The 24319-nt window shown below is 57.4% G+C and carries 24 protein-coding genes and 1 other annotated feature; of the genes, 9 read left to right on the top strand and 15 right to left on the bottom strand.

Features of this window, described 5'->3' with window-relative positions; translation table 11 throughout:
- Positions 1 to 38 precede the first annotated feature (38 nt).
- The gene (gene yaaA / locus V1599_RS06145) at positions 39 to 812 is read left to right on the top strand and encodes a peroxide stress protein YaaA (protein WP_395301206.1); all 774 of its coding nucleotides are present in this window, start codon (positions 39 to 41) and stop codon (positions 810 to 812) included.
- A 32-nt stretch (positions 813 to 844) separates the two neighbouring features.
- Here the strand turns inward: yaaA and V1599_RS06140 are convergent, their stop codons facing one another.
- The 7 genes from V1599_RS06140 to yjjY form a co-directional block, all read right to left on the bottom strand.
- Entirely contained in the window at positions 845 to 1150 is a 306-nt protein-coding gene (locus V1599_RS06140; RefSeq protein ID WP_112011055.1) for a DUF2502 domain-containing protein, read from the bottom strand.
- Between the two features lie 243 nt (positions 1151 to 1393).
- Positions 1394 to 2680, bottom strand: coding sequence for a threonine synthase (thrC, locus tag V1599_RS06135; RefSeq protein WP_112011054.1), 1287 nt, complete (start codon positions 2678 to 2680; stop codon positions 1394 to 1396).
- A gap of 3 nt (positions 2681 to 2683) precedes the next feature.
- Positions 2684 to 3613 carry a homoserine kinase gene (gene thrB / locus V1599_RS06130; protein WP_112011053.1) on the bottom strand — a complete coding sequence of 310 codons (930 nt, stop codon included), beginning with the start codon at positions 3611 to 3613 and terminating at the stop codon, positions 2684 to 2686.
- Position 3614: 1 nt separating this feature from the next.
- The gene (gene thrA / locus V1599_RS06125; RefSeq protein ID WP_395301205.1) at positions 3615 to 6077 is read right to left on the bottom strand and encodes a bifunctional aspartate kinase/homoserine dehydrogenase I; all 2463 of its coding nucleotides are present in this window, start codon (positions 6075 to 6077) and stop codon (positions 3615 to 3617) included.
- A 24-nt stretch (positions 6078 to 6101) separates the two neighbouring features.
- Positions 6102 to 6219, bottom strand: a sequence feature (Thr leader region).
- The gene (gene thrL, locus V1599_RS06120) at positions 6158 to 6247 is read right to left on the bottom strand and encodes a thr operon leader peptide (protein ID WP_112011051.1); all 90 of its coding nucleotides are present in this window, start codon (positions 6245 to 6247) and stop codon (positions 6158 to 6160) included. (Overlaps the previous feature by 62 nt.)
- 190 nt (positions 6248 to 6437) lie before the next feature.
- Positions 6438 to 7124, bottom strand: coding sequence for a tRNA/rRNA methyltransferase (locus V1599_RS06115; protein WP_112011050.1), 687 nt, complete (start codon positions 7122 to 7124; stop codon positions 6438 to 6440).
- 399 nt (positions 7125 to 7523) lie between these two features.
- On the bottom strand, positions 7524 to 7664 hold the full coding sequence (gene yjjY, locus V1599_RS06110; RefSeq protein WP_085928893.1) for a protein YjjY: 141 nt from the start codon (positions 7662 to 7664) through the stop codon (positions 7524 to 7526).
- Between the two features lie 95 nt (positions 7665 to 7759).
- On the opposite strand from yjjY, the gene arcA reads away from it, so the two are divergent.
- A complete protein-coding gene (gene arcA, locus V1599_RS06105) occupies positions 7760 to 8476 on the top strand; it encodes a two-component system response regulator ArcA (protein ID WP_003856501.1) in 717 nt (238 codons plus the stop codon).
- A 46-nt stretch (positions 8477 to 8522) separates the two neighbouring features.
- Here the strand turns inward: arcA and creA are convergent, their stop codons facing one another.
- The gene (gene creA, locus V1599_RS06100; protein ID WP_112011049.1) at positions 8523 to 8996 is read right to left on the bottom strand and encodes a protein CreA; all 474 of its coding nucleotides are present in this window, start codon (positions 8994 to 8996) and stop codon (positions 8523 to 8525) included.
- A 211-nt stretch (positions 8997 to 9207) separates the two neighbouring features.
- On the opposite strand from creA, the gene robA reads away from it, so the two are divergent.
- On the top strand, positions 9208 to 10077 hold the full coding sequence (gene robA, locus V1599_RS06095; RefSeq protein ID WP_395301204.1) for an MDR efflux pump AcrAB transcriptional activator RobA: 870 nt from the start codon (positions 9208 to 9210) through the stop codon (positions 10075 to 10077).
- On the opposite strand, the gene gpmB is transcribed toward robA, so the two are convergent.
- Positions 10074 to 10721: a 2,3-diphosphoglycerate-dependent phosphoglycerate mutase GpmB gene (gpmB, locus tag V1599_RS06090; protein ID WP_112011047.1), complete on the bottom strand. Its 648-nt coding sequence runs from the start codon at positions 10719 to 10721 to the stop codon at positions 10074 to 10076. The two genes, robA and gpmB, sit on opposite strands and share 4 nt — an antisense overlap.
- Positions 10722 to 10771: 50 nt before the next feature.
- On the opposite strand from gpmB, the gene yjjX reads away from it, so the two are divergent.
- Entirely contained in the window at positions 10772 to 11287 is a 516-nt protein-coding gene (gene yjjX / locus V1599_RS06085) for an inosine/xanthosine triphosphatase (protein WP_112011155.1), read from the top strand.
- Between the two features lie 27 nt (positions 11288 to 11314).
- Here the strand turns inward: yjjX and trpR are convergent, their stop codons facing one another.
- Complete coding sequence (gene trpR / locus V1599_RS06080; protein ID WP_112011046.1) at positions 11315 to 11644, bottom strand: trp operon repressor; 330 nt, start codon at positions 11642 to 11644, stop codon at positions 11315 to 11317.
- A gap of 55 nt (positions 11645 to 11699) precedes the next feature.
- Positions 11700 to 13637, bottom strand: coding sequence for a murein transglycosylase (gene sltY, locus V1599_RS06075; RefSeq protein WP_297120974.1), 1938 nt, complete (start codon positions 13635 to 13637; stop codon positions 11700 to 11702).
- A gap of 227 nt (positions 13638 to 13864) precedes the next feature.
- Here sltY and ettA point away from each other — a divergent pair, with 227 nt between their 5' ends.
- On the top strand, positions 13865 to 15532 hold the full coding sequence (gene ettA, locus V1599_RS06070; protein WP_112011044.1) for an energy-dependent translational throttle protein EttA: 1668 nt from the start codon (positions 13865 to 13867) through the stop codon (positions 15530 to 15532).
- Positions 15533 to 15703: 171 nt separating this feature from the next.
- Here the strand turns inward: ettA and V1599_RS06065 are convergent, their stop codons facing one another.
- Complete coding sequence (locus V1599_RS06065) at positions 15704 to 16603, bottom strand: LysR family transcriptional regulator (protein WP_395301203.1); 900 nt, start codon at positions 16601 to 16603, stop codon at positions 15704 to 15706.
- A gap of 108 nt (positions 16604 to 16711) precedes the next feature.
- Between V1599_RS06065 and V1599_RS06060 the strand changes: the two genes are divergently transcribed.
- Complete coding sequence (locus tag V1599_RS06060) at positions 16712 to 17713, top strand: zinc-binding alcohol dehydrogenase family protein (RefSeq protein WP_395301202.1); 1002 nt, start codon at positions 16712 to 16714, stop codon at positions 17711 to 17713.
- 111 nt (positions 17714 to 17824) lie between these two features.
- On the opposite strand, the gene nadR is transcribed toward V1599_RS06060, so the two are convergent.
- Genes nadR through serB form a run of 3 tightly spaced genes read right to left on the bottom strand, consistent with a single transcriptional unit; the run spans position 17825 to position 21460 of the window.
- The gene (nadR, locus tag V1599_RS06055) at positions 17825 to 19057 is read right to left on the bottom strand and encodes a multifunctional transcriptional regulator/nicotinamide-nucleotide adenylyltransferase/ribosylnicotinamide kinase NadR (RefSeq protein WP_112011041.1); all 1233 of its coding nucleotides are present in this window, start codon (positions 19055 to 19057) and stop codon (positions 17825 to 17827) included.
- 37 nt (positions 19058 to 19094) lie between these two features.
- Positions 19095 to 20480: a DNA repair protein RadA gene (gene radA, locus V1599_RS06050; RefSeq protein ID WP_297120981.1), complete on the bottom strand. Its 1386-nt coding sequence runs from the start codon at positions 20478 to 20480 to the stop codon at positions 19095 to 19097.
- An 11-nt stretch (positions 20481 to 20491) separates the two neighbouring features.
- A complete protein-coding gene (gene serB, locus V1599_RS06045) occupies positions 20492 to 21460 on the bottom strand; it encodes a phosphoserine phosphatase (protein ID WP_395301201.1) in 969 nt (322 codons plus the stop codon).
- Between the two features lie 116 nt (positions 21461 to 21576).
- On the opposite strand from serB, the gene V1599_RS06040 reads away from it, so the two are divergent.
- The 3 genes from V1599_RS06040 to V1599_RS06030 all read left to right on the top strand — a co-directional run bounded on the left by V1599_RS06040 (position 21577) and on the right by V1599_RS06030 (position 24174).
- Positions 21577 to 22221, top strand: a complete 645-nt coding sequence (locus V1599_RS06040) for a YtjB family periplasmic protein (protein WP_297120988.1) — start codon at positions 21577 to 21579, stop codon at positions 22219 to 22221.
- A gap of 40 nt (positions 22222 to 22261) precedes the next feature.
- Positions 22262 to 23278, top strand: coding sequence for a lipoate--protein ligase LplA (gene lplA / locus V1599_RS06035; protein ID WP_395301200.1), 1017 nt, complete (start codon positions 22262 to 22264; stop codon positions 23276 to 23278).
- Positions 23279 to 23466: 188 nt separating this feature from the next.
- Positions 23467 to 24174: a DUF1120 domain-containing protein gene (locus V1599_RS06030; protein ID WP_297120993.1), complete on the top strand. Its 708-nt coding sequence runs from the start codon at positions 23467 to 23469 to the stop codon at positions 24172 to 24174.
- Positions 24175 to 24319 lie beyond the last annotated feature (145 nt).

Below are 24319 nucleotides of genomic sequence, written 5' to 3'. Positions count from 1 at the left end.
TTGCTAAAGTCGCTCTAAATTTCCTGCAAGGACTGGATATGCTGATTCTGATTTCACCTGCAAAAACGCTCGACTACCAGAGCCCGCTCGCCACCGAGTGCTTTACCCAGCCTGAACTGCTGGACTATTCGCAACAGCTGATCCACGAAGCGCGAAAGCTGTCCGCTCCGCAAATCGCTTCGCTGATGAGCATCAGCGACAAGCTGGCAGACCTGAACGCCACCCGCTTTCACGACTGGCATCCGGACTTCACGCCGTCCAACGCGCGTCAGGCCATTCTGGCGTTTAAGGGCGATGTTTACACCGGCCTGCAGGCGGAGGATTTTAGCGAAGCCGACTTCGACTTTGCCCAGCAGCACCTGCGCATGCTTTCCGGCCTGTACGGGGTGTTACGCCCGCTGGATCTGATGCAGCCGTATCGTCTGGAAATGGGCATTCGCCTGGAGAACGCCAAAGGCAAAGATCTTTACCACTTCTGGGGCGACATCATCACCGATAAGCTCAACGCGGCGCTGCGCGCGCAGGGCGATAACGTGGTGATTAACCTGGCCTCCGATGAGTACTACAGGTCGGTGAAGCCGAAAAAGCTGGATGCCGAAATTATCAAGCCGGTCTTCCTCGACGAAAAAAACGGCAAGTTCAAAGTGATCAGCTTCTACGCGAAAAAAGCGCGCGGGCTGATGAGCCGCTACATCATTCAGAACCGCCTGACGAAGCCGGAACAGCTGATCGAATTTAACAGCGAAGGTTATTTCTTTGACGAGGGATCGTCAGGAAAAGGCGAACTGGTGTTTAAGCGCCACGAGCAGTAAAAACAAACCCCGCCGGCTGGCGGGGTTTTGCGTTAATGGTGTTTCCAGTCCGGGCCGTGGCCGCGGTCATCGTGACGATCGTGATGGCCGTTATCGTGGTGGTCGTCGCGATCGCGGTGCTCGTCGTGCGGGCGCCAGTGGTTATCTCGCCAGTCATAGTGCGCTTTCCACCAGTCGTGGTCGCGCCAGCGGCCGCCGTCCCAGTAGTGGCCGTTATTATCCCGATCGCCAATCTGCAGTTTTACCGAAGGCACGAGGGTGATCTCAGATGCCTGTACCGCCATAGGAGCGACCAGCATCAGTGAAAGCGCGATGAGTGCAGGTTTCAGTTTCGACATAGGTGACTCCTTATTATTCTTGCCCAGCGTGGGCCGATGTAAGGAGAATACGTGAGGGAGACGGGGGATGTTATTCTCTGCAATCCTATTCTCTAAGTGACCGCATTTATTGAGAATTCCTGCTTTTTCTCTGCATTTTTTCTCCTTAATTTCTCCATAAAAAAGCCGGGTGGCGGCTACGCCATGCCCGGCCTACGAATGGGGTCGTGGTGGTCGGGTAAGCGCAGCGCCCCCGACAAAACATCACCCGCGCGTCATCATCAGCTTACGCAGCGCGGCAAAATCCGCCGGCAGCTCGTGGGACAGCAGCGGCAGGTCGGCGCGATCCGCCAGCTCCTTCGGCAGCGGCAGCGTCTCGCCCAGAATCTCTTCCACGCTCTCCTTAAACTTCGCCGGATGCGCGGTGCCGAGGAACAGGCCATATTCGCCCGGCTGCAGCTGGTCGCGCAGCGCGCGGTAGGCAATGGCCGCGTGCGGCTCGGAGGTATACCCCACCGCTTTCAGCTCGCGCATCGTCGCTTTGGTGGTCTCGTCCGTCACGGCAGCGTAACCCAGGTCGCCAAGACGCCAGACCTTACGGCGGAACAGCTCCTCCACGCGCGGCCAGTTGTTCGGCTGGCTCACGTCCATCGCATTTGAAAGCGTCGCCTGCGTGGCGTTAGGCGCCCATTTTCCGTCCTTCAGGAAGCGCGGCACGGTGTCGTTGGCGTTAGTCGCGGCGATAAAGCGCTTCACCGGCAGCCCCAGCGATTTCGCCAGCAGGCCCGCCGTCAGGTCACCGAAGTTTCCGCTCGGCACGGAGACCACCAGCTGATTGCGCGCGTCCTGCGGCAGCTGCGCCACCGCTTCGAAGTAATAGCAAATCTGCGCCAGCAGGCGGCTGATGTTGATGGAATTCGCCGAGTTCAGGCCGAGCGCAGCCTTCAGCTCTTCGTCATCGAAGGCCTGCTTGACCAGCGCCTGACAGGCGTCGAAATCACCGTCGATGGCCACGGTCTCAATGTTGCCGCCCAGGGTGCAGAACAGCTTTTCCTGCAGCGGGCTGATTTTGCCTTTCGGGTAGAGGATCACCACGCGCACGTTTTTCAGGCCGTAGAACGCGTGCGCCACCGCCGCGCCGGTATCGCCGGAAGTCGCGGTCAGAATGGTGACCGGCTTATCGCCGCTGATGTGGGTCAGCATCTGCGCCATAAAGCGGCCGCCGAAGTCTTTAAACGCCAGCGTCGGGCCGTGGAACAGCTCCAGGCAGCCGACGTCCGGCTCAACCTGCTTCACCGGCGCCGGGAAGGCAAACGCCGCGCGCACGCGCTCTTCCAGCAGCTCCTGCGGAATTTCGTCGCCGATAAACGCAGAGAGAATTTTGGTGCTGCGGGTGACAAAGTCCTGCTTGAGCAGTTCGTCGATCTCGGTCAGCTGAAATTCCGGCAGGTCGTGCGGAAAGAACAGCCCCTGGTTTTTGCCCAGCCCCTGAGTCACCGCCTGCGCGAAGCTGACCTGCTCGTTATGATCTTTAAGGTTGTAGAGTTTCATTATTTATCCCAGTACTCGTGCGCCAGCCGTGTCCAGACGGCAAATATGAACAAAGCCTTCCTGATTTTGCAGGTAGTGTTTAGAGAGCCAGTCCGCCACGCGCTGCGCGGTGTCCGGCTTATCGCACAGGGCGAACAGCGTCGGGCCGGAGCCCGATATGCCGCACGCCTGCGCGCCAATATCCATGGACGCCTGTCGCGCCTCGTTAAAGCCCGGCAGCAGCTTCATGCGGTACGGTTCGGCAATCACGTCTTTCATCAGCTTTGCGGCCAGCTGCGGCTGGCGGGTATAGCAGGCGTGGATAAAGCCCGCCAGATGACGTCCGTGGGCGATGCAGTCCTGTCGGCGATACTGCGCGGGCAGGATCGCGCGCGCTTCCGCAGTAGACACTTTTATGCCCGGATAGGCCAGCACCCACAGCCACTCATCAAACCCTGGCACCTGCTGGCTGATGATGCCATTTTCTTCGATCATCAGCTGCATGCCGCCGAGGAAGCACGGCGCCACGTTATCGTAGTGAACGCTGCCGGAAATACGCCCTTCCAGCTCGCCCATCAGGCCCAGCATGCGGCTGTTGTTGAGCGGCTTACCGCAGTGTTCGTTCATCGCCACCAGCGCGGCAACCACGGAGCACGCGCTTGAGCCAAGCCCCGATCCAATCGGCATGCTTTTTTCCAGCGTCATCGCGACCGGAACGTTTTTGCCAATCTCCTGACAGAAACGCTCCCAGCACTGATAGACGATATTTTCACGCGGCTCCGTCGGCAGCTTGCTGGCGAAGCGGCCCACGTTGTTCAGGCTGAAGCTCTCTGCCGCTTCAACCGTTACCGTATCGCCCAAAAGGGAGCCATCCACCGGCGTCACCGCCGCGCCCAGCACGTCAAACCCGACGCTCATATTGGCGCTGGAAGCCGGGGCATAAACCTTAACCATATTAAACTCCTAACTTCCATGACAGGGTGCGCAGCAGGTCGGCAAACACGCCCGCCGCCGTCACGTCGTTTCCTGCGCCATAGCCGCGAAGCACCAGCGGCAGCGGCTGATAATAGTGGCTGTAAAACGCCAGCGCGTTCTCGCCGTTTTTCACCTTGTAGAGCGGATCGTTTCCGTCCACTTCGGCAATCTTCACCCGGCACACGCCGTCTTCTTCGATGTTGCCAACATAGCGCAATACCTTGCCTTCATCACGGGCTTTTGCCACGCGGGCGGCAAAGACGTCGTCCAGCTGCGGTAAATTCGCCATAAACGCGTTCACGTCGCCGCCGTCGTCAAAGTCTGCGGGAAGCACCGGCTCAATCACGATATCGGACAGCTCCAGCTCGCGACCGGTTTCGCGCACCAGGATCAGCAGCTTGCGCGCCACGTCCATTCCGGAAAGATCGTCGCGCGGGTCCGGCTCGGTATAGCCCAATTCACGCGCGGCGCGGGTCGCCTCCGAGAGGCTCATCCCCTCATCCAGCTTGCCGAAGATGAAGGACAATGAGCCGGAGAGGATGCCGGAGAAACGCTGCAGTTCGTCACCCGCGTTCAGCAGGTTTTGCAGGTTCTCGATAACCGGCAGGCCAGCGCCGACGTTGGTGTCGTACAGGAACTTGCGGCGCGACTTGCTCGCCGCCAGGCGCAGCTGGTGATAGTAATCCATCGACGAGGTGTTGGCCTTTTTGTTCGGCGTCACCACGTGGAAGCCTTCGCGCAGGAAGTCGGCATACTGATCGGCCACCGCCTGGTTCGAGGTACAGTCGACGATCACCGGGTTAAGCAGGTGATACTCTTTCACCAGGCGGATCAGGCGGCCAAGGTTAAACGGCTCTTTCGCCTCGCTCATCTCGGCCTGCCAGTTTTCCAGGTTCAGGCCGTGAACGTTGGTCAGCAGCGCTTTTGAGTTCGCAATACCGCACACGCGCAGATCGATATGCTTTTTCTTCAGCCACGCCTGCTGGCGCTTCACCTGCTCCAGCAGCGCCCCGCCGACGCCCCCGACGCCGATCAGGAACAGCTCAATGACCTGATCGGTATTGAACAGCATCTGGTGAACCACGCGTACGCCGGTCACCGCATCGTCGTTATCCACCACCACGGAGATAGAGCGCTCGGACGAGCCCTGGGCAATTGCCACGATGTTGATGTTGGCGCGGGCCAGCGCGGCAAAGAATTTGGCGGAGATACCGCGCAGGGTGCGCATGCCATCGCCCACGACGGAGATCACTGCCAGGCGCTCCTGAATGGAAAGCGGCTCCAGCAGTTCCTCTTTCAGCTCCAGATAAAACTCCTCCTCCAGCGCGCGGCGGGCGCGCAGGCAGTCGCCCTGCGGCACGCAGAAGCTAATGCTGTATTCGGAAGAGGACTGGGTGATCAGCACCACGGAGATCCCGTTGCGGGACATCGCGGCAAAGACGCGCGCCGCCATACCGACCATCCCCTTCATGCCGGGGCCGGAGACGCTGAACATCGCCATGTTGTTGAGGTTGGAAATGCCTTTCACCGGCAGGCCGTCTTCGTCGCTGCTGGCGCCGATCAGCGTGCCCGGCGCCTGCGGGTTGCCGGTGTTTTTAATCAGGCAGGGAATTTGGAACTGGGCAATCGGGGAGATGGTACGCGGGTGAAGCACCTTGGCGCCGAAGTAGGAAAGCTCCATCGCCTCCTGGTACGACATCGACTTCAGCAGCCTGGCGTCCGGCACCTGGCGCGGGTCGCAGGTATAAACGCCGTCAACGTCAGTCCAGATCTCACAGCAGTCGGCGCGCAGGCACGCGGCCAGCACGGCGGCGGAGTAGTCGGAACCGTTACGGCCCAGCACCACCAGCTCGCCCTTCTCGTTTCCGGCGGTGAAACCTGCCATCAGGATCATGTGGTCGGACGGGATTTTGCTTGCGGCAATGCGGCGGGTTGATTCGGCAATATCAACGGTGGATTCAAGGTAGTGGCCCACGGCCAGCAGTTTTTCAACCGGATCTATGACCGTTACGCTGTGGCCACGCGCTTCCAGCACGCCCGCCATGATCGCGATAGAGAGTTTTTCACCGCGGCAAATCAACGCGGCGTTAACGCCGTCCGGGCATTGCCCGAGCAGGCTGATGCCGTGGAGAACGTGCTTAATCTGCGCAAACTCTTGCTCAACGACGGCCTTCAGCTTCGCCAGCGGGAACCCCGGCTGCGCGTCGGCCAGCCCCTGGAGAAACTCGGCGAAAATACGCTCGGCGTCGCTGATGTTCGGAAGCGCATCCTGGCCACCGATGGTTTTTTCAATCATCGCCACCAGGTGGTTGGTAATTTTTGCCGGGGCAGAGAGCACGGTTGCCACCTGCCCCTGCCTGGCGTTGCTTTCCAGGATATCGGCAACACGCAGAAAACGCTCTGCATTTGCCACTGACGTACCGCCGAACTTCAACACTCGCATGGTTCTACCTCATTTCCTTTAGCCGAAAAAAAAGCCCGCACTGTCTGGGTGCGGGCTTTTTTCTGTTTTTCCTGTACGCGTCAGCCCGCATCGCTACCTGTGGTAATGATGGTGGTTGTGGTAATGGTGGTGATGCTGATGCGTTTCATGGATGTTGTGTACTCTGTCATTATTATCTGTCTGTGCTGTATTCTTTTAGGGTTAAAGGATTGAGCACCTCAAGTCAATGAATTTTTAATTTGATCACATTTCGGGACGCTCTGAGGTCGCGCTGTGAACAGATTTATTTTCATCCGATCCTGCCGGATACAACCCTTATTAACAGACTGTTGAACCATAATAAAAAACGATGACAGGATTTTACTCGGCCAATTTTTTTTCAATATCATGAAGCAAACGGTGCAACATTGCCGTGTCGCGCTGCTCAAGGCGGCCAAGACGCTGCTGGAGCCAGTCGACCATTTTTTGATCGTCCGCCACGCCAAGCTGCGATAGCAAATTGTTCGCGCGCGCGCGCAGCGCAGCCAGCTGGTTTTCATCTGTTCCTGTAACAGGCGGCCGAGGAATTTGCATTAAGGATGCTAATTGATAGCAATAGACCATGACCGCCTGGCCTAAATTCAGCGACGGATAATCGGCCACCATCGGCACGCCCGTGAGCACGTCCGCCAGCTCCAGCTCTTCATTCGTCAGGCCGGAATCCTCCCGGCCAAAGACCAGCGCGGCCTTGGTCAGCCACGCGTTTTTCTCGCGCAGCATCGGCACCAGCTCTTCCGGCGTCGCGTAATAATGGAACTTCGCCCGGCTGCGCGCCGTGGTCGCCACGGTAAATGAAACGTCGTGCAGCGCCTCCGCCAGCGTGTCGTAAGTGGTTATATTATCGAGAATATCTCCTGAACCATGCGCCACCCAGCGGGCGGCAGGCTCAAGATGCGCGCGGCTATCGACAATACGTAAATCAGTAAAACCCATGGTCTTCATGGCGCGCGCCGCTGCGCCGATATTTTCCGCTCTTGCTGGCGCCACCAGCACAATCGACAGATGCATTTATGGTCTCTTTTTAAACAGTTAACGGGCAAAACTGTGATGCGCCTCAACATATTACGCAGCACGAATTTACAAATTTGCAACACAAATCACCGAAATAGCGTTTCACAACAAATTAAAAGCGCTAAACTATTTTGTGACTTAACAATCAGTTAGAATGTTAATAAACAGCCTTTATCCTTATGTTTTATAATGATAATACGCTGATGAATACCTGTTCACTTTTGGATTCGTATCGTTTATCTATTAATGTCCGCAACTAGTTGGATTATTGAAAAATTGTAACAAAGGCTAGCATTCAGCTACGATGATTTCATCAAACTGTTAACGTGCTACAATTGAACTTGATATATGTCAACGAAGCGTAGTTTTATTGGGTGTCCGGTGTCACTTAGCCTGTTATGTTGCTGTTAAAATGGTTAGGATGACAGCCGTTTTTGACACTGTCGGGTCCAAAGGGAAAGTACCCAAGACCAAGCTAATGATGTTGTTGACGTTGATGGAAAGTGCATCAAGAACGCAATTACGTACTTTAGTCATGTTAGGCCGATCATGTTAATTTGCGACATGCATCAGGCAGGTCAGGGACTTTTGTACTTCCTGTTTCGATTTAGTTGGCAATTTAGGTAGCAAACATGCAGACCCCGCACATTCTTATCGTTGAAGACGAGTTGGTAACACGCAACACGTTAAAGAGCATTTTCGAAGCAGAAGGCTACGATGTCTTTGAAGCGACCGATGGCGCAGAGATGCATCAGATCCTTTCTGAAAATGATATCAATCTGGTCATTATGGATATCAACCTGCCGGGTAAAAACGGCCTTCTTCTGGCGCGCGAGCTGCGTGAACAGGCGAACGTCGCACTCATGTTCCTGACGGGACGTGATAACGAGGTTGATAAAATTCTTGGCCTGGAGATCGGTGCGGACGATTACATCACCAAACCGTTTAACCCACGCGAGTTAACCATTCGTGCACGCAACCTGCTGTCCCGTACCATGAACCTGGGCACGGTGAGCGAAGAGCGTCGTAGCGTAGACAGCTACAAATTCAACGGCTGGGAACTTGATATCAATAGCCGTTCGCTGATTAGCCCGAACGGCGAGCAGTATAAACTGCCGCGCAGCGAGTTTCGCGCGATGCTGCACTTCTGCGAAAACCCGGGCAAAATTCAGTCCCGCGCAGAGCTGCTGAAGAAAATGACCGGTCGCGAGCTGAAGCCGCATGACCGTACCGTTGACGTCACCATCCGCCGTATTCGTAAGCATTTCGAATCGACGCCGGATACGCCGGAAATCATCGCCACGATCCACGGCGAAGGCTATCGTTTCTGCGGCGATCTGCAGGAGTAATCCCGCAGCGAACGCAGTAAAAAACGGCGCGAAAGCGCCGTTTTTTTTATTCCCGCCACGGCATTATCGGCACCGCACTCAGCGCGTTTTTCGGTGAACCGTCCACCACTTTGTCGGAGTAGGCCAGATACGCGAGCGTGTTGCGTTTGGCGTCATAGAAACGAACGACCTGCAGCTTTTTGAACACCAGCGACGTACGCTTCTGGAACACAACGTCCCCCTGCGCTTTGCCGTTTTTGATCTTCTCGCTCAGTTCGACCGGCCCGACCTGCTGGCAGGAGATAGCCGCGTCGGAGGTGTCTTCTGCCAGCCCCAGGCCGCCCTTAATCCCGCCCGTTTTCGCGCGGCTGATGTAGCAGGTGACGTTTTTCACATCCGGATCGTCAAATGCCTCCACGACGATTTTGTGGTCCGGGCCAAACATTTTGAATACCGTATCAACGGAACCTACCTGTTCCGCTTGCGCTGCGCGGCCAACCATCAGAAGCAGCGCGGTGAAGATCAAAGTCTTGTATTTCATATTGTTACCATTCTTTAAAATTACATTGAGCAATTATTCAACACGTCAGACAAAAATGTAGCAAGATCACAGGATTAGAAAATATTCGCCCATAATGTGCGCCAAAAAGCATTTATGCGCAAAAAAAACACTGAATGCTAAAACATCAAAAAATGCTATTATCCGCTAACCTGTTATCAGGCACCTGCTGTTTTAAGGATGAGGATAGTATATGGATCAGGCTGGAATTATTCGCGACCTGCTTACCTGGCTGGAAGGTCATCTTGACCAGCCTTTGTCACTGGATAATGTGGCGGCAAAAGCAGGCTATTCCAAGTGGCATCTGCAAAGGATGTTTAAGGATGTTACCGGTCATGCTATCGGTGCCTACATTCGCGCTCGCCGTCTGTCAAAATCTGCCGTGGCGCTTCGCCTCACCGCGCGGCCGATTCTGGATATTGCACTTCAGTACCGCTTCGACTCGCAGCAGACCTTTACCCGCGCGTTTAAAAAACAGTTTTCGTTGACGCCTGCGCTCTATCGCCGCTCGCCGGACTGGAGTTCCTTTGGCATGCGTCCACCTCTGCGCCTTGGCGAATTCGCGATGCCGAAGTACGAATTTATCACCCTGCCGGAAACGCATCTGATCGGTACGACCCAGAGCTACTCCTGCTCTCTCGAGCAGATTTCCGAGTTCCGCCACCAGATGCGCGTTCAGTTCTGGCGTGATTTCCTCAGCCATGCCCCTGCGATCCCGCCGATTCTGTATGGCCTCAACGAAACGCATCCGAGCCTGGAAAAAGACGATGAGCAGGAGGTGTTTTACACCACCGCCTTAACGCCGGAGCTGGCCAACGGCTACATTCAGGGCTCGAAGCCGGTCGTTCTCGAAGGTGGAGAGTATGTGATGTTCGCGTATGAGGGGCTGGGAACGGGCGTTCAGGAATTTATCCTGACCGTTTACGGGACCTGCATGCCGATGCTGAATCTGAATCGCCGTAAAGGTCAGGACATTGAGCGCTACTTTCCGGCCAGCGACGCTAAGCCGGAAGAAGGGCCTATCAATCTGCGTATGGAATTTTTAATCCCGATACGCCGCTAACGCTGCAGCTCGTCCAGCGCAGGGGCATCAAGATGCGAAATGTCCCCTGCCATCTCCACGACCCACCCCGACGCCAGCCACGCGCTTTCCTGATAATCAATACGGGAAATCGAGCAGTTGCGCAGGCGCAGGCGGCGTTCAGCGTAGGCCGGTAATCCCAGAATCGTGCTCACCAGGCAGCCCAGCGCAATACCGTGGCTGACCAGCAGCGGACGGCTTCCCGCCGGAAGGTTCAGGCACTCGGCCAGCGCGGCGTTTACGCGACCGCTCAGCTCCTGCATGGATTCTCCCTCAGGGATGCGGCCATCTTCCGTTCCGTTGACCAGCGTGCGCCGCCAGCCCTCTTCTTCCTCGGTGAGGGAGTCGATATGGCGCTTTTCCAGCACGCCCATGTCCAGCTCGCGCAGGCGCGGCTCAAGGGTAATATCGCAGCCGCAGGCCTCGGCAATAATGCGTGCCGTCTGCTGTGTACGACCAAGATCGCTTGAAATGACGTGGGTAATGCCCAGCGTTCTGGCGCGTTCTGCCACCTGCCTCGCCTGCTGCACACCCTTTTCGGTAAGAGGACTGTCTGACTGGCCTTGAATACGTCGCTCGGCGTTCCACTGCGTTTCACCGTGGCGAACAAGGTATACCTGTAACATGCTTTTTTTCCGTTATACTGCGATGAGTTTTTTTTGAGTCGAGCTTAATTATGCACCATGTTGTCTCTGCTACCACTAATCCTGCCAAAATTCAGGCAATTCTAAGGGCATTTGAAGAGATCTTCGGCGAAGGATCGTGCCACATTGACGCGGTTGGCGTCGAGAGCGGCGTTCCCGAACAGCCGTTTGGAAGTGAGGAAACGCGGGCTGGCGCACGAAATCGCGTGGCGAATGCCAAAGCCGCAGCGCCTGACGCAGACTTCTGGGTCGCCATTGAGGCAGGCATTGATGAAGGCGCAACCTTTAGCTGGGTGGTGATAGAGAGCCGCGAGCAGCGCGGCGAAGCGCGCTCGGCCACCCTGCCGCTGCCGGAGGTTATCCTGAAAAAAGTGCGCGAGGGCGAAGCCCTTGGGCCGGTTATGTCGCAATACACAGGCATTGATGAAATAGGACGTAAGGAAGGGGCGATTGGCGTCTTTACCGCAGGAAAGCTAACGCGATCCAGCGTTTACCATCAGGCGGTGATCCTGGCATTAAGCCCGTTCCATAACGCGATTTATCGTTAAATGTGTAGGCCGGATAAGGTGAAGCCGTCATCCGGCGTTTTTCAGCAGTACCGCTTCAAGCCACTGGCGCAGCTCAACCGGCGCGGACTTCAGGCTGTTTGAGCCGCGCGTAATCGTCGCAATGCCCGCGCCCAGCTCGTTTTTCAGCTCGCGCTGGCTCATCTCGCCGCGCAGTAACTCTTCAATAATCCGCACGCGCGTGCCCAGCGCTTCGCGCTCGTCGGGCGTCAGCATCAGCTGCATCAGCGGCAGGTGCAGATCCTTGTCGTACGACTGACGGAGCAACTCCACAAAACGAAGCCACTCCTGATTGCGTTGTTCGGCCATCGCCGAGGAATACGGGGAATGCTGGGTCATGTTATGCTGCCTCTTGTACTCATTAGCGAGTACAGCATAACACAACCCACGCCGATCAGTAACGTCTCTGCCACTCGGCGTCGCTCATCAGGGTATCTTTTTGCCCCATGAAGTAGCGGTAGTAGGCGTCGTAGGCCAGCACGTTCTTCACGTAGCCGCGCGTTTCGGAGAACGGAATGCTCTCGACAAACGCCACCGCGTCGATGCGCCCGGCGCTGTTGCCGAGCCATGTCCGCACGCGGCCCGGACCGGCGTTGTACGCCGCCGAGGAGAAGATGCGGTTATTGCCGAACTGCTGGTAAACGTACTGCAGGTAGCTGGTGCCGATGTTGATGTTGGTGTCCGGATCCAGCAGCTGCGACGGGCTGCTGTAGCCCGGAATGTTAAACATCTTCACCGTGTGCGTCGCGGTACCCGGCATAATTTGCATCAGGCCGCTGGCCCCTACAGGAGAACGCACTTTCGGGTTCCAGGCGCTCTCCTGACGGGCAATCGCCATCGCGTAACTTTGCGGAATATCTTTACCGCTGGTGTAGCGATCGAACAGATCCTTGTACGCCAGCGGGAATCGCTCCTCAAGGTGATCCCACAGCTTGCCGGCGATCGTCGCCTGCACGCTCAGATCCCACCAGCGGTTATCAAACGCGTAGCGCGCCAGCTGGGCTTTTTCATCCGTCGTGCGGCTGGTCACCAGGTTAGCCCACTCGCTGCGCGCGGTGTTGTCGAGGTTCCAGTACATCAGCTCGCGCACGCGCGCCATCTCTGGCCCCTGCGTCAGCGCCGGGCTGGCATTGGCGGGCGCCTTGTCGATCTTAAGCGTGTATTCCTCGCCCAGCCGCTGCGCCGCCACCATCGGGTAGAACCCGCGCTGCTGCATCAGCGCGTGCAGGATCGCTTTCGCTTCGTCCTCGCGGCCGCGCTCCAGCAGCAGGTCCGCCTGCCAGTAGCGCCACTCGTCTTTCTCTTTGGCATCCATCGGCAGGCGCGCCAGCCAGGTATTCAGCCCGTGGCGATCGCCCGTTCCCAGCGCCATGCGCACGCGGCGCTCAACGAGCGAGGTGGAATTAGAGCGCATAATCGCATCGTCGCGCCAGCGGGCCTGCTCGTCGGTCACGTCGGTGCCCATCAGCCGCCACGCCACGATGTCGCGCAGCTCCTGGGTTTGATCGTCATTAAGCTGCTGCGCCTGCACCAGCTGCGGGATCATCAGCCGCGCGTTTTCCACATCGTCCCGCGCCACGCTGGCAAACGCGACGGCCGCCATCTGGCGGGTAAAGTCGGTCGCGCCCGTGGTGCGCGCAAAGGTCAGCACCGAGTTCGGATCGTTTGCCAAACCGATGACGGCGGTGGAAATGGTTTGATAGTCCGGCGGCATCTGCCCGGCCAGCGCGGTTACCAGACGCGTGTTGCCGGCCTTCATCGCCAGTCGGATACGCTCAAGGTAGGCCAGCGGGTCCTGCTTGCCGGAGGCGCGCCACGCGCCGAAGAGAGAATCACAGGCGTTTGGCTGGCTTTTGCCGGTTAGCCACAGATCCTTCGCTCCCGCCCAGGCCTCTTCCTGCTGGCCGGTGGCCCATTTGGCATAGTAATAGTTACACTGCGCCTCGGTCGTGCCCGGCTTTTCCGGGCTAAAGGCCAACAGCCCGCGCCAGTCTTCACGGCGCGCCAGCTCGTTCACGAAGCGGGATTGTAGGGTACGCGCAGGCGGCAGCGTCGGGTTTGCCTGAATGAAGCTGCTTACGGTCACCGTCGGTTGATTCATCAGATCGTCAGTAATCTGGCGATACTCAAGGTATGGATACAGCGGATAATCTTTTAGCGTCGGCATCAGCGCCTGTACGGTATCCATCTGCTTGCTGTCCCACGCCTGCTTGATTTGGGCGTAGCGGCTGCGCTGCTCATCCAGTGAATCGGCATGCACCGCCTGGCTTACCGCCATCACGCATACGCTGGCCGCCAGCAGACGCCAGACCACCTGTTTGGCTTTTTCCACAAGCTCTTCCTCATTGTTTTTTCATCAATTGCAGCGTCTTGCCGCGTCAAAGTCATATCAACTTATGCTAACCAGGCATCCGGTAACGCGCCACGTTACGGACACTTTTTTACCTTTCCTGCGCGTTTTAACACTCCCGGCTTTCCTGGCTGGGATTAGGGCAGGAAAAAGGCTACACTTCGGGGCTGAAACCTATTCACATCACGATAAAAGAGGCGAAGTCCAACGTGGCTCAATTCGTTTATACCATGCATCGTGTCGGCAAAGTCGTTCCGCCGAAACGTCATATTCTTAAAAATATCTCGCTGAGCTTCTTCCCGGGCGCAAAAATCGGTGTTCTGGGTCTCAACGGTGCCGGTAAGTCCACCCTGCTGCGCATCATGGCGGGCATCGATACTGACATCGAAGGTGAAGCCCGCCCGCAGCCCGGCATCAAAATTGGCTACCTGCCGCAGGAGCCGCAGCTTAACCCGGAACATACCGTTCGCGAATCCGTTGAAGAAGCGGTTTCCGAAGTGGTTAACGCGCTGAAAGGCCTGGATGAAGTGTATGCCAAATACGCCGAGCCGGATGCGGACTTCGACAAGCTGGCCGCGCAGCAGGGCAAATTTGAAGAGATCATTCAGGCGCATGACGGTCACAACCTGAACGTGCAGCTGGAGCGCGCGGCTGATGCCCTGCGTCTGCCGGACTGGGATGCAAAAATCGCAAACCTCTCCGGGGGCGAGCGCCGCCGCGTGGCGCTGTGCCGCCTGCTGCTGGAAAAACCAGACATGCTGCTGCTCGACGAACCGACTAACCACCTGGATGCGGAATCCGTGGCGTGGCTGGAGCGCTTCCTGCACGACTTCGAAGGCACCGTGGTGGCGATCACCCACGACCGTTACTTCCTCGACAACGTGGCGGGCTGGATCCTGGAGCTGGACCGCGGCGAAGGTATTCCGTGGGAAGGCAACTACTCTTCCTGGCTGGAGCAGAAAGATCAGCGTCTGGCGCAGGAAGCTTCTCAGGAAGCGGCGCGTCGCAAGTCTATCGAGAAAGAGCTGGAGTGGGTTCGTCAGGGCGCGAAAGGCCGTCAGTCTAAGGGCAAAGCCCGTCTGGCACGCTTCGAAGAGCTGAACAGCACCGAATACCAGAAACGTAACGAAACTAACGAACTGTTTATTCCGCCTGGAGCACGCCTGGGGGATAAAGTGGTTGAAGTGACCAATCTGCGTAAGTCCTACGGCGACCGCCTGCTGATCGACGATCTGACCTTCTCGGTACCGAAAGGCGCAATCGTCGGCATCATCGGCCCGAACGGCGCGGGTAAATCGACGCTGTTCCGCATGATGTCCGGCCAGGAACAGCCTGACAGTGGTTCAATCACCCTGGGTGAGACCGTGAAGCTGGCCTCCGTTGACCAGTTCCGCGACGCGATGGATAACAGCAAAACCGTGTGGGAAGAAGTCTCCGGCGGTCTGGATATTATGCGCATCGGCAACACCGAGATGCCAAGCCGCGCCTACGTTGGCCGCTTTAACTTCAAGGGCACCGACCAGGGCAAACGCGTTGGCGAGCTGTCCGGCGGTGAGCGCGGTCGTCTGCACCTGGCGAAGCTGCTGCAGGTGGGCGGTAACGTGCTGCTGCTCGATGAACCGACCAACGACCTGGACATCGAAACCCTGCGCGCGCTGGAAAACGCCCTGCTGGAGTTCCCGGGCTGTGCGATGGTTATCTCGCACGACCGCTGGTTCCTGGATCGTATCGCCACCCACATTCTGGACTACCAGGACGAAGGGAAAGTGGAGTTCTTCGAAGGTAACTTCACCGAATACGAAGAGTACAAGAAACGCACGCTGGGCGCCGACGCGCTGGAGCCGAAGCGTATTAAGTACAAGCGTATCGCGAAATAAAAGCAAAACGGCAACCTCGGTTGCCGTTTTTAGTTTTGTTCCCACTCCCCGTGGGAGAGTGCCAGGGTGAGGCAAGGTAAAAGCAAAACGGTAACGCATGGTGCCGTTTTTAGTGTTTGTTCCCTCTCCCCGTGGGAGAGGGCCAGGGTGAGGGCATCAGGCCGCACATAATCACCCTCCCACGTAATACCGCTTCACCTCATCAAACCGCATCGCAAAGTCGATATAGCTCATCAGCGCGGGCGAGTTTAGCTTGCGGCTCGGATAGGCCAACCACAGCTCGTTTCCCTCCACGCCCCAGTCCGGCAGCACCTGTACCAGCGCGCCCTTTTCGATCCTGTCTTCCAGCAGAAATGCCGGCAGCAGCGTGATCCCTGCCCCCGCAATCGCACATTCACGGGCGTAGACCAGGTTATCGGTCATATGGGCGTTATCCGGCAGATAGCGGTAATCCTCGCCCTCGCTTCGCAGCAGCCACTCGGACCAGGCCTTATGGGTAATACAGCGGTGCTCCACCAGCTGACGCGGATGGAGCACCGGATCCCGGCGCGCCAGGTAGTCCGGCGAGGCCAGCATATAGCGCGGACAGTGGCCAATCATCCGGCCGATCAGCGAGGAGTCCTGCGGCTTGCCGGTGCGCAGCGCCACGTCAAAGCCGGACTCCACCAGGTCGACCACGTCGTCAGAGATGGAGACGTCCAGCGACACGTCCGGGTAGCGGAGCTGAAACTCCGCGTTGAGGTGCGCCAGCAGGGTCGCGCCGAGCCCCGCCGGGCAGGTGATGCGAAGCCGTCCGCTGGGGTTCTCGCGCAGGCGCTGGATGGCGTACTCCGCCCGCTCGCTGGCCGCCAGCATTTCTCGACAGTGCACCAGGTAGTGCTCGCCCGCAAACGTCAGGTTTAACCTGCGCGTCGTGCGGTTGAGCAAGCGTATCCCGATCTGCTGCTCAAGCTGGCTGATACGCTGGCTGACGCTCGATTTCGGCAGTTCCGCCCTCTGCGCCGCGGCGGTAAAGCTCCCCATCTCCGCCACCAGCGCAAACAGCGCCATATCCTGCAGCTGTTTAAACATGATTGTTCACCCTGTACGAACGCTTCGTTCTTGATTGTCCATCTTATCACGCCATCGCTCGCTTTATAGACTAGCCTCAACAAAACGCATTCCACTGAGGAGCATGCCATGTCAATGAAAGCCATTGCCGTTAACCCTGAGAATCCTTCTCATTTTATTGAGATTTCACAACCCATGCCGCAGCCTGGCGAGCACGATCTGCTCGTTGAGGTAAAAGCCGTCTCTATTAATCCGGTCGATACTAAAGTGCATGCCAGCATTGCTAAAAGCGGGCTGAAAGCGCCGCGCATTCTCGGCTGGGATGCGAGCGGGATCGTCAAAGCGGCTGGCGCGAGCGTCACCGGATTCAAGCCGGGAGACGAGGTGTGGTACGCCGGTGACATCACGCGTCCGGGCAGCAACGCCACCCACCAGCTGATTGACGCGCGCATCGTCGGGCACAAGCCTGCAAGCCTCGGCTGGGCCGCCGCTGCCGCGCTGCCGTTAACCGCCCTCACCGCCTGGGAAGGGTTGTTCGAACGGCTGAACATTCAGGACGCTGGCGCGGATAAAACGCTGTTGATTATTGGCGGCGCGGGCGGCGTGGGCTCGCTGGCGATCCCGTTTGCGAAGCACAACAGCAAGGTGAAAATCATCGCGACGGCGTCAAGAGAAGATTCCGCCCAGTGGTGTCGCGATCGCGGTGCGGATCGGGTCGTGAACTATCGCGATTTGAAGGGCGAACTGGCAAAACAGGGCATCACGTTCGTTGACTACATTTTCATTCTCAACGACACGGACGGCCACTGGAACGCGGTCAGCGAGCTGATAGCGCCGCAGGGGCATATTTGCTCCATCGTTGAGAATGAACATCCGCTGGATCAGGACAAGCTGAAATCCAAATCTGCCGCCCTGCACTGGGAATTTATGTATACCCGCAGCATGTACCAGACGGCGGATATGGCGCGTCAGGGCGAGATCCTCAATGAGGTGGCGAAGCTGGTGGATAACGGTGTGGTGGAAAGCTCACTTAGCGAAACGCTGCACGGGCTGAGCGTGGAAAGCATCCGTGAAGCGCACCGTAAGGTGCTGGAGGGGCATATGCGGGGGAAAGTGGTGGTTGCGTTTTGAGGTCTTCCCCCCTCACCCCGGCCCTCTCCCCGTAGGGGCGAGGGGGAAAAGACGGCTCTGTGCAATCCCCTCTCCCCTTCGGGGAGAGGGTTAGGGTGAGGGGCGAGGGAATTACCCCTGCTCCCCCATCATCTCCTTCACCAGCTCGACGCAGCGCAGGAATCGGCTGTCGTAGTCTGACTCCTCAACGTGCACAAACTGCACGTTGTTTTCGTTGAGCATCTCTACCAGCATGGACTGGAACTCTTTTCTGTCCACCGAGCTGCCGAGGCTGCGCATGCCGTCGGCAACCCACGGGGTGTTGTTTTCCAGCAGGATCACCAGGTCGAAGCGGTATTCGTCGATCAGCGCCTGCACAAAAGGGTGCTCGCGCCCTTCGTACTTTTTACAGAACGCCTGGGTGGTCACGAAATCAGTATCGATAAACGCCACTTTGTTGGCGTATTTCACGGCAAAATCAATGTACTGGGCGTGTCCGAGCGCGATCTTGTCATAATCGGAATACTGCAGCGCCATCTCGTCGCCGCCAAGATGCGAGAAAACGTAGTCGCGTCCGTACTCCCACGCGCTGGTGGTGTTAAAGATGTTGGCAAGCTTGTTGACCAGCGTCGATTTTCCGCTCGACTCGCCGCCCAGTATGGCAACCGTGCGCACGAAGAACGGCTTCACCTCGGTGGGAATGTAATCCCAGTAGCGGAACGGGTTTTCGCGGATCTGCGCCCCGCTGATGTTCATAAAGGTGCGCTTAGGATCGATCAGCACGGTTTCAATGCCCAGATGCTCGCGGAACTGCGGCGCGTCGGACTCTTCGGAGGTGTAAATCCAGTTAGGGGCTATCCCCTTCTCTTCCATAAACGCTTTTACGCCGTTGCTCCACACGTCCCAGCCGTGCGGATACGGCTCCATGCCCTCTTCGTTAAAGGCATGAATACGAATGTTTTTCTGGTATTTAAACGTCTGGAGCAGCCAGCGAAGGCGGTCTGACACCGTGGGCTGCTGCGACATGGCGCTGTCTTCGAACAGCTGGCGGTCGCGGGTTTCGTCGAAGCCCATAATGATGTGCAGCTCGTCGACCTGGCTACAGGCGCGCTGGATCAGATAAATATGCCCGGTATGCAGCGGATAGAATTTGCCGAACACCACGCCGATGTTCTTTTGGATGCGCGGAAACTCAAGCCCCAGAAAACGGTGCAGCGCTTCCAGCTTTTGCGCACTGGGGCTTTTGATTTTGGCGTTCAGGAGCTGGCTCAGGTAGCCCTTGGTCATGCCGCTGGCATCCGCCACCTGCTGCAGGGTGCAGCCTTTTTGGCGAATGGCGGTCTTGAGATAGTCAAATGTTGACATAAATTACGGTGCCTCCTGCAAAATCAAATTTACGTAATTATAAGTCGTCAAAGACATTTAACGCATCTGCGAGTTTTTTAACGCCGAAAACCTGCATCCCTTCCGGGATTTTCTTCGGCACGTTGGCGGCCGGAACGATCGCCCGGCGGAAGCCGTGCTTCGCCGCCTCGGAGATGCGCTCCTGCCCGCTCGGCACCGGACGGATCTCACCGGCCAGGCCCACTTCGCCGAAGACCACCAGATCCTGCGGCAGCGGCCTGTCGCGCAGGCTGGAGACCATCGCCAGCAGCAGCGCCAGGTCCGCGCTGGTTTCGGTGACTTTGACGCCACCGACCACGTTGACGAACACGTCCTGATCCGCCATCTGCAGGCCACCGTGACGGTGCAATACGGCAAGCAGGATCGCCAGGCGGTTCTGCTCCAGGCCAACCGCCACGCGCCGCGGGTTGCCCATCATCGACACGTCCACCAGCGCCTGAATCTCGACCAGCAGCGGGCGCGTCCCTTCCCACAGCACCATCACCGAGCTGCCGGAGGTAATTTCATCCCCGCGGCTCAGGAAGATCGCGGACGGGTTGCTCACCTCGCGCAGGCCCTGCTCGGTCATGGCAAATACGCCCAGCTCGTTTACCGCGCCGAAGCGGTTCTTGTGGCTGCGCAGAGTGCGGAAGCGAGAGTCCGCGTCGCCGTCAAGCATGACGGAGCAGTCGATGCAGTGTTCGAGCACCTTCGGCCCGGCCAGCGAGCCGTCTTTAGTCACGTGGCCGACCATCACAATCGCCACGCCGCGCGTTTTAGCAAAGCGCGTCAGGTAGGCGGCGGTTTCACGCACCTGCGCCACGCTGCCCGGCGAGGACTGAATGTCCGCCATGTGCATGACCTGTATGGAGTCGATCACCATCAGCTTCGGCTGCTCTTCTTCCGCAATCATGCAGATCTGCTCGATGCTGGTTTCCGAAAGCATGTTCAGGTTGCCGGTCGGCAGGCCCAGACGGTGCGCGCGCATTGCCACCTGCTGCAATGACTCTTCCCCGGTGACGTAAAGGGTCTTCATCTGCTCGGCGAGCTTGCACAGCGTTTGCAGCAGCAGGGTCGATTTACCCGCGCCCGGATTACCGCCGATCAGAATCGCGCTGCCCGGCACCACGCCGCCGCCGAGCACGCGGTCAAACTCTTTAAATCCGGTAGAGAAGCGCGGCAGCGCTTCAAGGCTGATGTCTGAAAGCTTCTGTACCTTCGACACGCCCGCATTGCCCGCATAGCCGCTCAGGCGCTCGTTGCGGGCCACGCTCGGCGAAGCCGCCACTCCGCGCACCTCGGTGATGGTGTTCCAGGCATGACAGGCGCTGCACTGCCCCTGCCAGCGCGGATAATCCGCACCACATTCATTACAGACAAATGCGCGTTTTGGAGCTTTCGCCACGGGTTACCTCGTTATTTCTGATTAATGCTGCCGGAGAGAATGCAGAACACCCCCATCAGGTCAGCGTGACGGATGGTGACTTCCGTCTTTTCATTCACTTTTGGCTTGGCGTGATAGGCGATGCCAAGACCCGCTGCCTTGATCATCGGCAGATCGTTCGCGCCGTCGCCGACAGCTACCGTCTGCGCGACGGGGATGTCATATTTTTCCGCCAGGCGCGTCAGGGTGTTGGCTTTGTATTGTGCATCCACGATGTCGCCAATTACCTGACCGGTCAGCTTGCCGTCCATGATTTCCAGCTCGTTCGCCACCACGGTGGTCAAGCGCAGCTTATCGCGCAGGTATTCCGCGAAGAAGGTGAAGCCGCCCGAGGCAATCGCCACCTTCCAGCCGAGCGTTTCGAGCTTCAGCACCAGCTGCGTCAGCCCCGGCATGAGCGGCAGCTCGTCGCGCACCTGACGCAGAATGTTAGCGTCCGCCCCTTTTAGGGTTGCCACGCGCTGGCGCAGGCTGGCGGTAAAATCCAGCTCGCCGCGCATCGCGCGTTCGGTCACTTCCGCCACCAGCTCGCCGCTGCCCGCCAGCTTCGCAATCTCATCGATGCATTCAATCTGGATCGCGGTGGAGTCCATGTCCATCACCAGCAGGCCCGGGGTTTTCAGATGCGGAATTTTGCCCAGCGGCGCAACGTCCAGACCGGCGTCGTGCGCCAGGCGCGTGGCGCGCGGCGTCAGGGAGCCGGCCAGGCGAATAACCTGATAGTCTTCCACGCACCAGGCCGCAACGATCACCATCGCCGCGCCCAGCGTGCTTTGATATTGCGTCAGGCGCTGCTTATCCAGCCCGCGGCCATACAGCAGCCAGCCGCTACGACCGGCGTGGTAGTCGAGAGGCATCACCTCATCGCCACTTAACGAGAGCGGCAATCCTGGCCATAAAGAGACATCCATTGGCAGGTCGCACCAGGTAATGTTCGGCATTGAAGCTCCTGTAAATTCGTTCGCGCCGCAAGGTCAAGAGGGAAAATAACGCATGAGGCTACCCTGTAACCATCACTTCTGGCAACATTAAGCCGTAAATTTTCAGCAGGTGGAATATGGCTCGAGCAAAACTGAAATTCCGGCTTCATCGCGCCGTGATTGTCCTGATCTGTCTCGCACTATTGGTGGTGCTGATGCAAGGGGCCTCCTGGTTTAGCCAGAACCATCAACGTCAGCGCAACCCGCAGTTCGAGGAGCTGGCCCGCACGCTGGCGCGCCAGGTCACGCTCAACGTCGCCCCGTCGATGCGTAACGAAACGCCGGACGACAAGCGGATAGGCCAGGTGCTGCGCGAGCTTACGGAAAACAGCCGCATTCTGGATGCGGGCGTTTACGATGAACAAGGCGACCTGATTGCCCGCGCCGGTGAACACGTTGACGTGCGCGACAGGCTGGCGCTGGACGGCAAAAAAGCCGGGGGCTATTTCAACCAGCAGATCGTTGAACCTATTCAGGGGAAGAATGGTCCGCTGGGCTATTTACGCCTGACGCTCGACACCCACACGCTGCCGACCGAAGCCAAACAGGTCGATAACACCACCAATATTCTTCGCCTGATGCTGCTGCTTTCGCTGGCCATCGGCGTCGTGCTGGCGCGCACGCTGCTGCAAGGCAAGCGCACCCGCTGGCAGCAATCCCCCTTCCTGCTGACCGCCAGCAAATCCGTTCCAGAAGAGGAAGAGAGCGAGAAGAAGGAATAATGGTAAAGTAGGCAGATGATTCGGAATAAGGAAATCTGCCATGTCGACGCTACGCCTGCTCATCTCTGACTCGTACGATCCCTGGTTCAACCTCGCGGTGGAAGAGTGCATCTTCCGCCAGATGCCTGCCACGCAGCGGGTACTTTTCCTCTGGCGCAATGCGGACACGGTGGTCATCGGGCGCGCGCAAAACCCGTGGAAGGAGTGCAATACGCGGCGCATGGAAGAGGATAACGTTCGACTTGCTCGCCGCAGCAGCGGCGGCGGCGCGGTATTCCACGATCTCGGCAATACCTGCTTTACCTTCATGGCTGGCAAGCCGGAATACGATAAAACGATCTCTACCTCTATTGTGCTCAACGCGCTGAACGCGCTTGGCGTCACGGCGGAAGCCTCCGGTCGTAACGATCTGGTGGTCAAAACCGCTGAAGGCGATCGCAAAGTCTCCGGCTCCGCCTACCGTGAAACGATGGATCGCGGATTTCACCACGGTACGCTGCTGCTGAATGCCGATTTAAGCCGTCTGGCAAACTACCTCAATCCTGACAAGAAAAAGCTTCAGGCAAAAGGCATCACCTCGGTGCGCGGCCGCGTGGCGAACCTGGTAGAACTGCTGCCCGACATCACGCACGAGCAGGTTTGCGATGCCATCCGGGAGGCCTTCTTTGCCCACTACGGCGAGCGGGTTGAGGCGGAGGTCATTTCACCGGATAAGTCGCCCGACCTGCCCAATTTTACTGATACCTTTGCGCGCCAGAGCAGCTGGGAGTGGAACTTCGGTCAGGCTCCCGCCTTCTCGCACCTTCTGGACGAGCGTTTCACCTGGGGCGGCGTGGAGCTGCATTTCGACGTGGAGAAAGGCCACATCACCCGCACGCAGGTCTTTACCGACAGCCTGAACCCGGCACCGCTAGAGGCGCTGGCAACACGTTTGCAGGGCTGTTTATATCGAGCGGATAAGCTTCAGCAGGCGTGCGACACATTAGTTGCCGATTTTCCAGAACAGGAAATGGAATTGCGGGAATTATCGACGTGGATTGAACGGGCTATTAAATAATAATCTCGCGCCCGCCGTGTAAATACATGCATAAATGTATTTACACACCTTAGGAACTCTCAATATTCAATGAAGAGTTCCTAAATATCTAAATTACCCTTTCTCTTAATAAAATCTTCTCGCTTGTATTATGCAAGCAACACTCCATACAAATATATCCTATTTTAATTTATGGTTAAGGATTAACAATGAAAAAAATCGCTCTTGCGACGCTTGTTGCTCTGGCGTCGTCCGCCGCGCTCGCTGATTCCGTCGTCATGAAAGTAAAAGGCAAAATGAATAATGCCTCCTGTACCCCAACCTTAAGCAATGGAGGCGCCATAGATTTTGGCACCATTGCGCTGGATAAACTGTCCCCAACTGAGACCAACCAGATGGGCCATAAAGACATGTCTTTAACCATCAACTGCCCGGCCGCCACTAAGGTAGCCTGGAGCATCGCCGACAATAAAGAAGACTCCAACGCCGCAAACGACCTGAGCTCCAGCGAATTCGTTATTCGCGAAGCGAAAGATAACGGCGGTGACGTGTTCGGCGCCGGAACAACCTACGGCGTCGGTACCACTGCGGCGGGCGAGAAGATTGGGGCTTACGCGATCAGCACCCGCCTCAATGAAATCACCGCCAACGGCGTCCCGGCCCAGGCCATTTTTGCCCCATCGTGGGTTAATAGCCAGGGAGAATACATGTGGCGCCACCTGAGCTCTGGCGTGATTGCCAACGGCAATGCGGAAATAATGACGGCCACCCGGCCGGGAACGATTTCGCCGCTGGCGATCACGAATGTGGTTTATCCTTTCAAGGTGTCTCTGGCGATTGTTAATACGAATCGTCTTACCACTACCGATGAGGCGCAATTGAGCGGCGAAACGACCATTACGCTGCTTTATTTATAAAAACTTAATACATGATATTTTTTACGGCGGAATTTTTCCGCCGTTTTACGGTTAACAATAAATACATACACAAATGTATTCATTGATCAGTTAATAAAACTCAAACCGTAACGTAGAAAAACTAAATTCTTAATCACAGTAATGA

The organism is Enterobacter sp. ECC-175 (assembly GCF_043968675.1).
Taxonomy (GTDB): Bacteria; Pseudomonadota; Gammaproteobacteria; order Enterobacterales; family Enterobacteriaceae; genus Enterobacter.
Note: the sequence above shows the minus strand (reverse complement) of the source record. Positions and strands in the feature narration are given on the sequence as shown.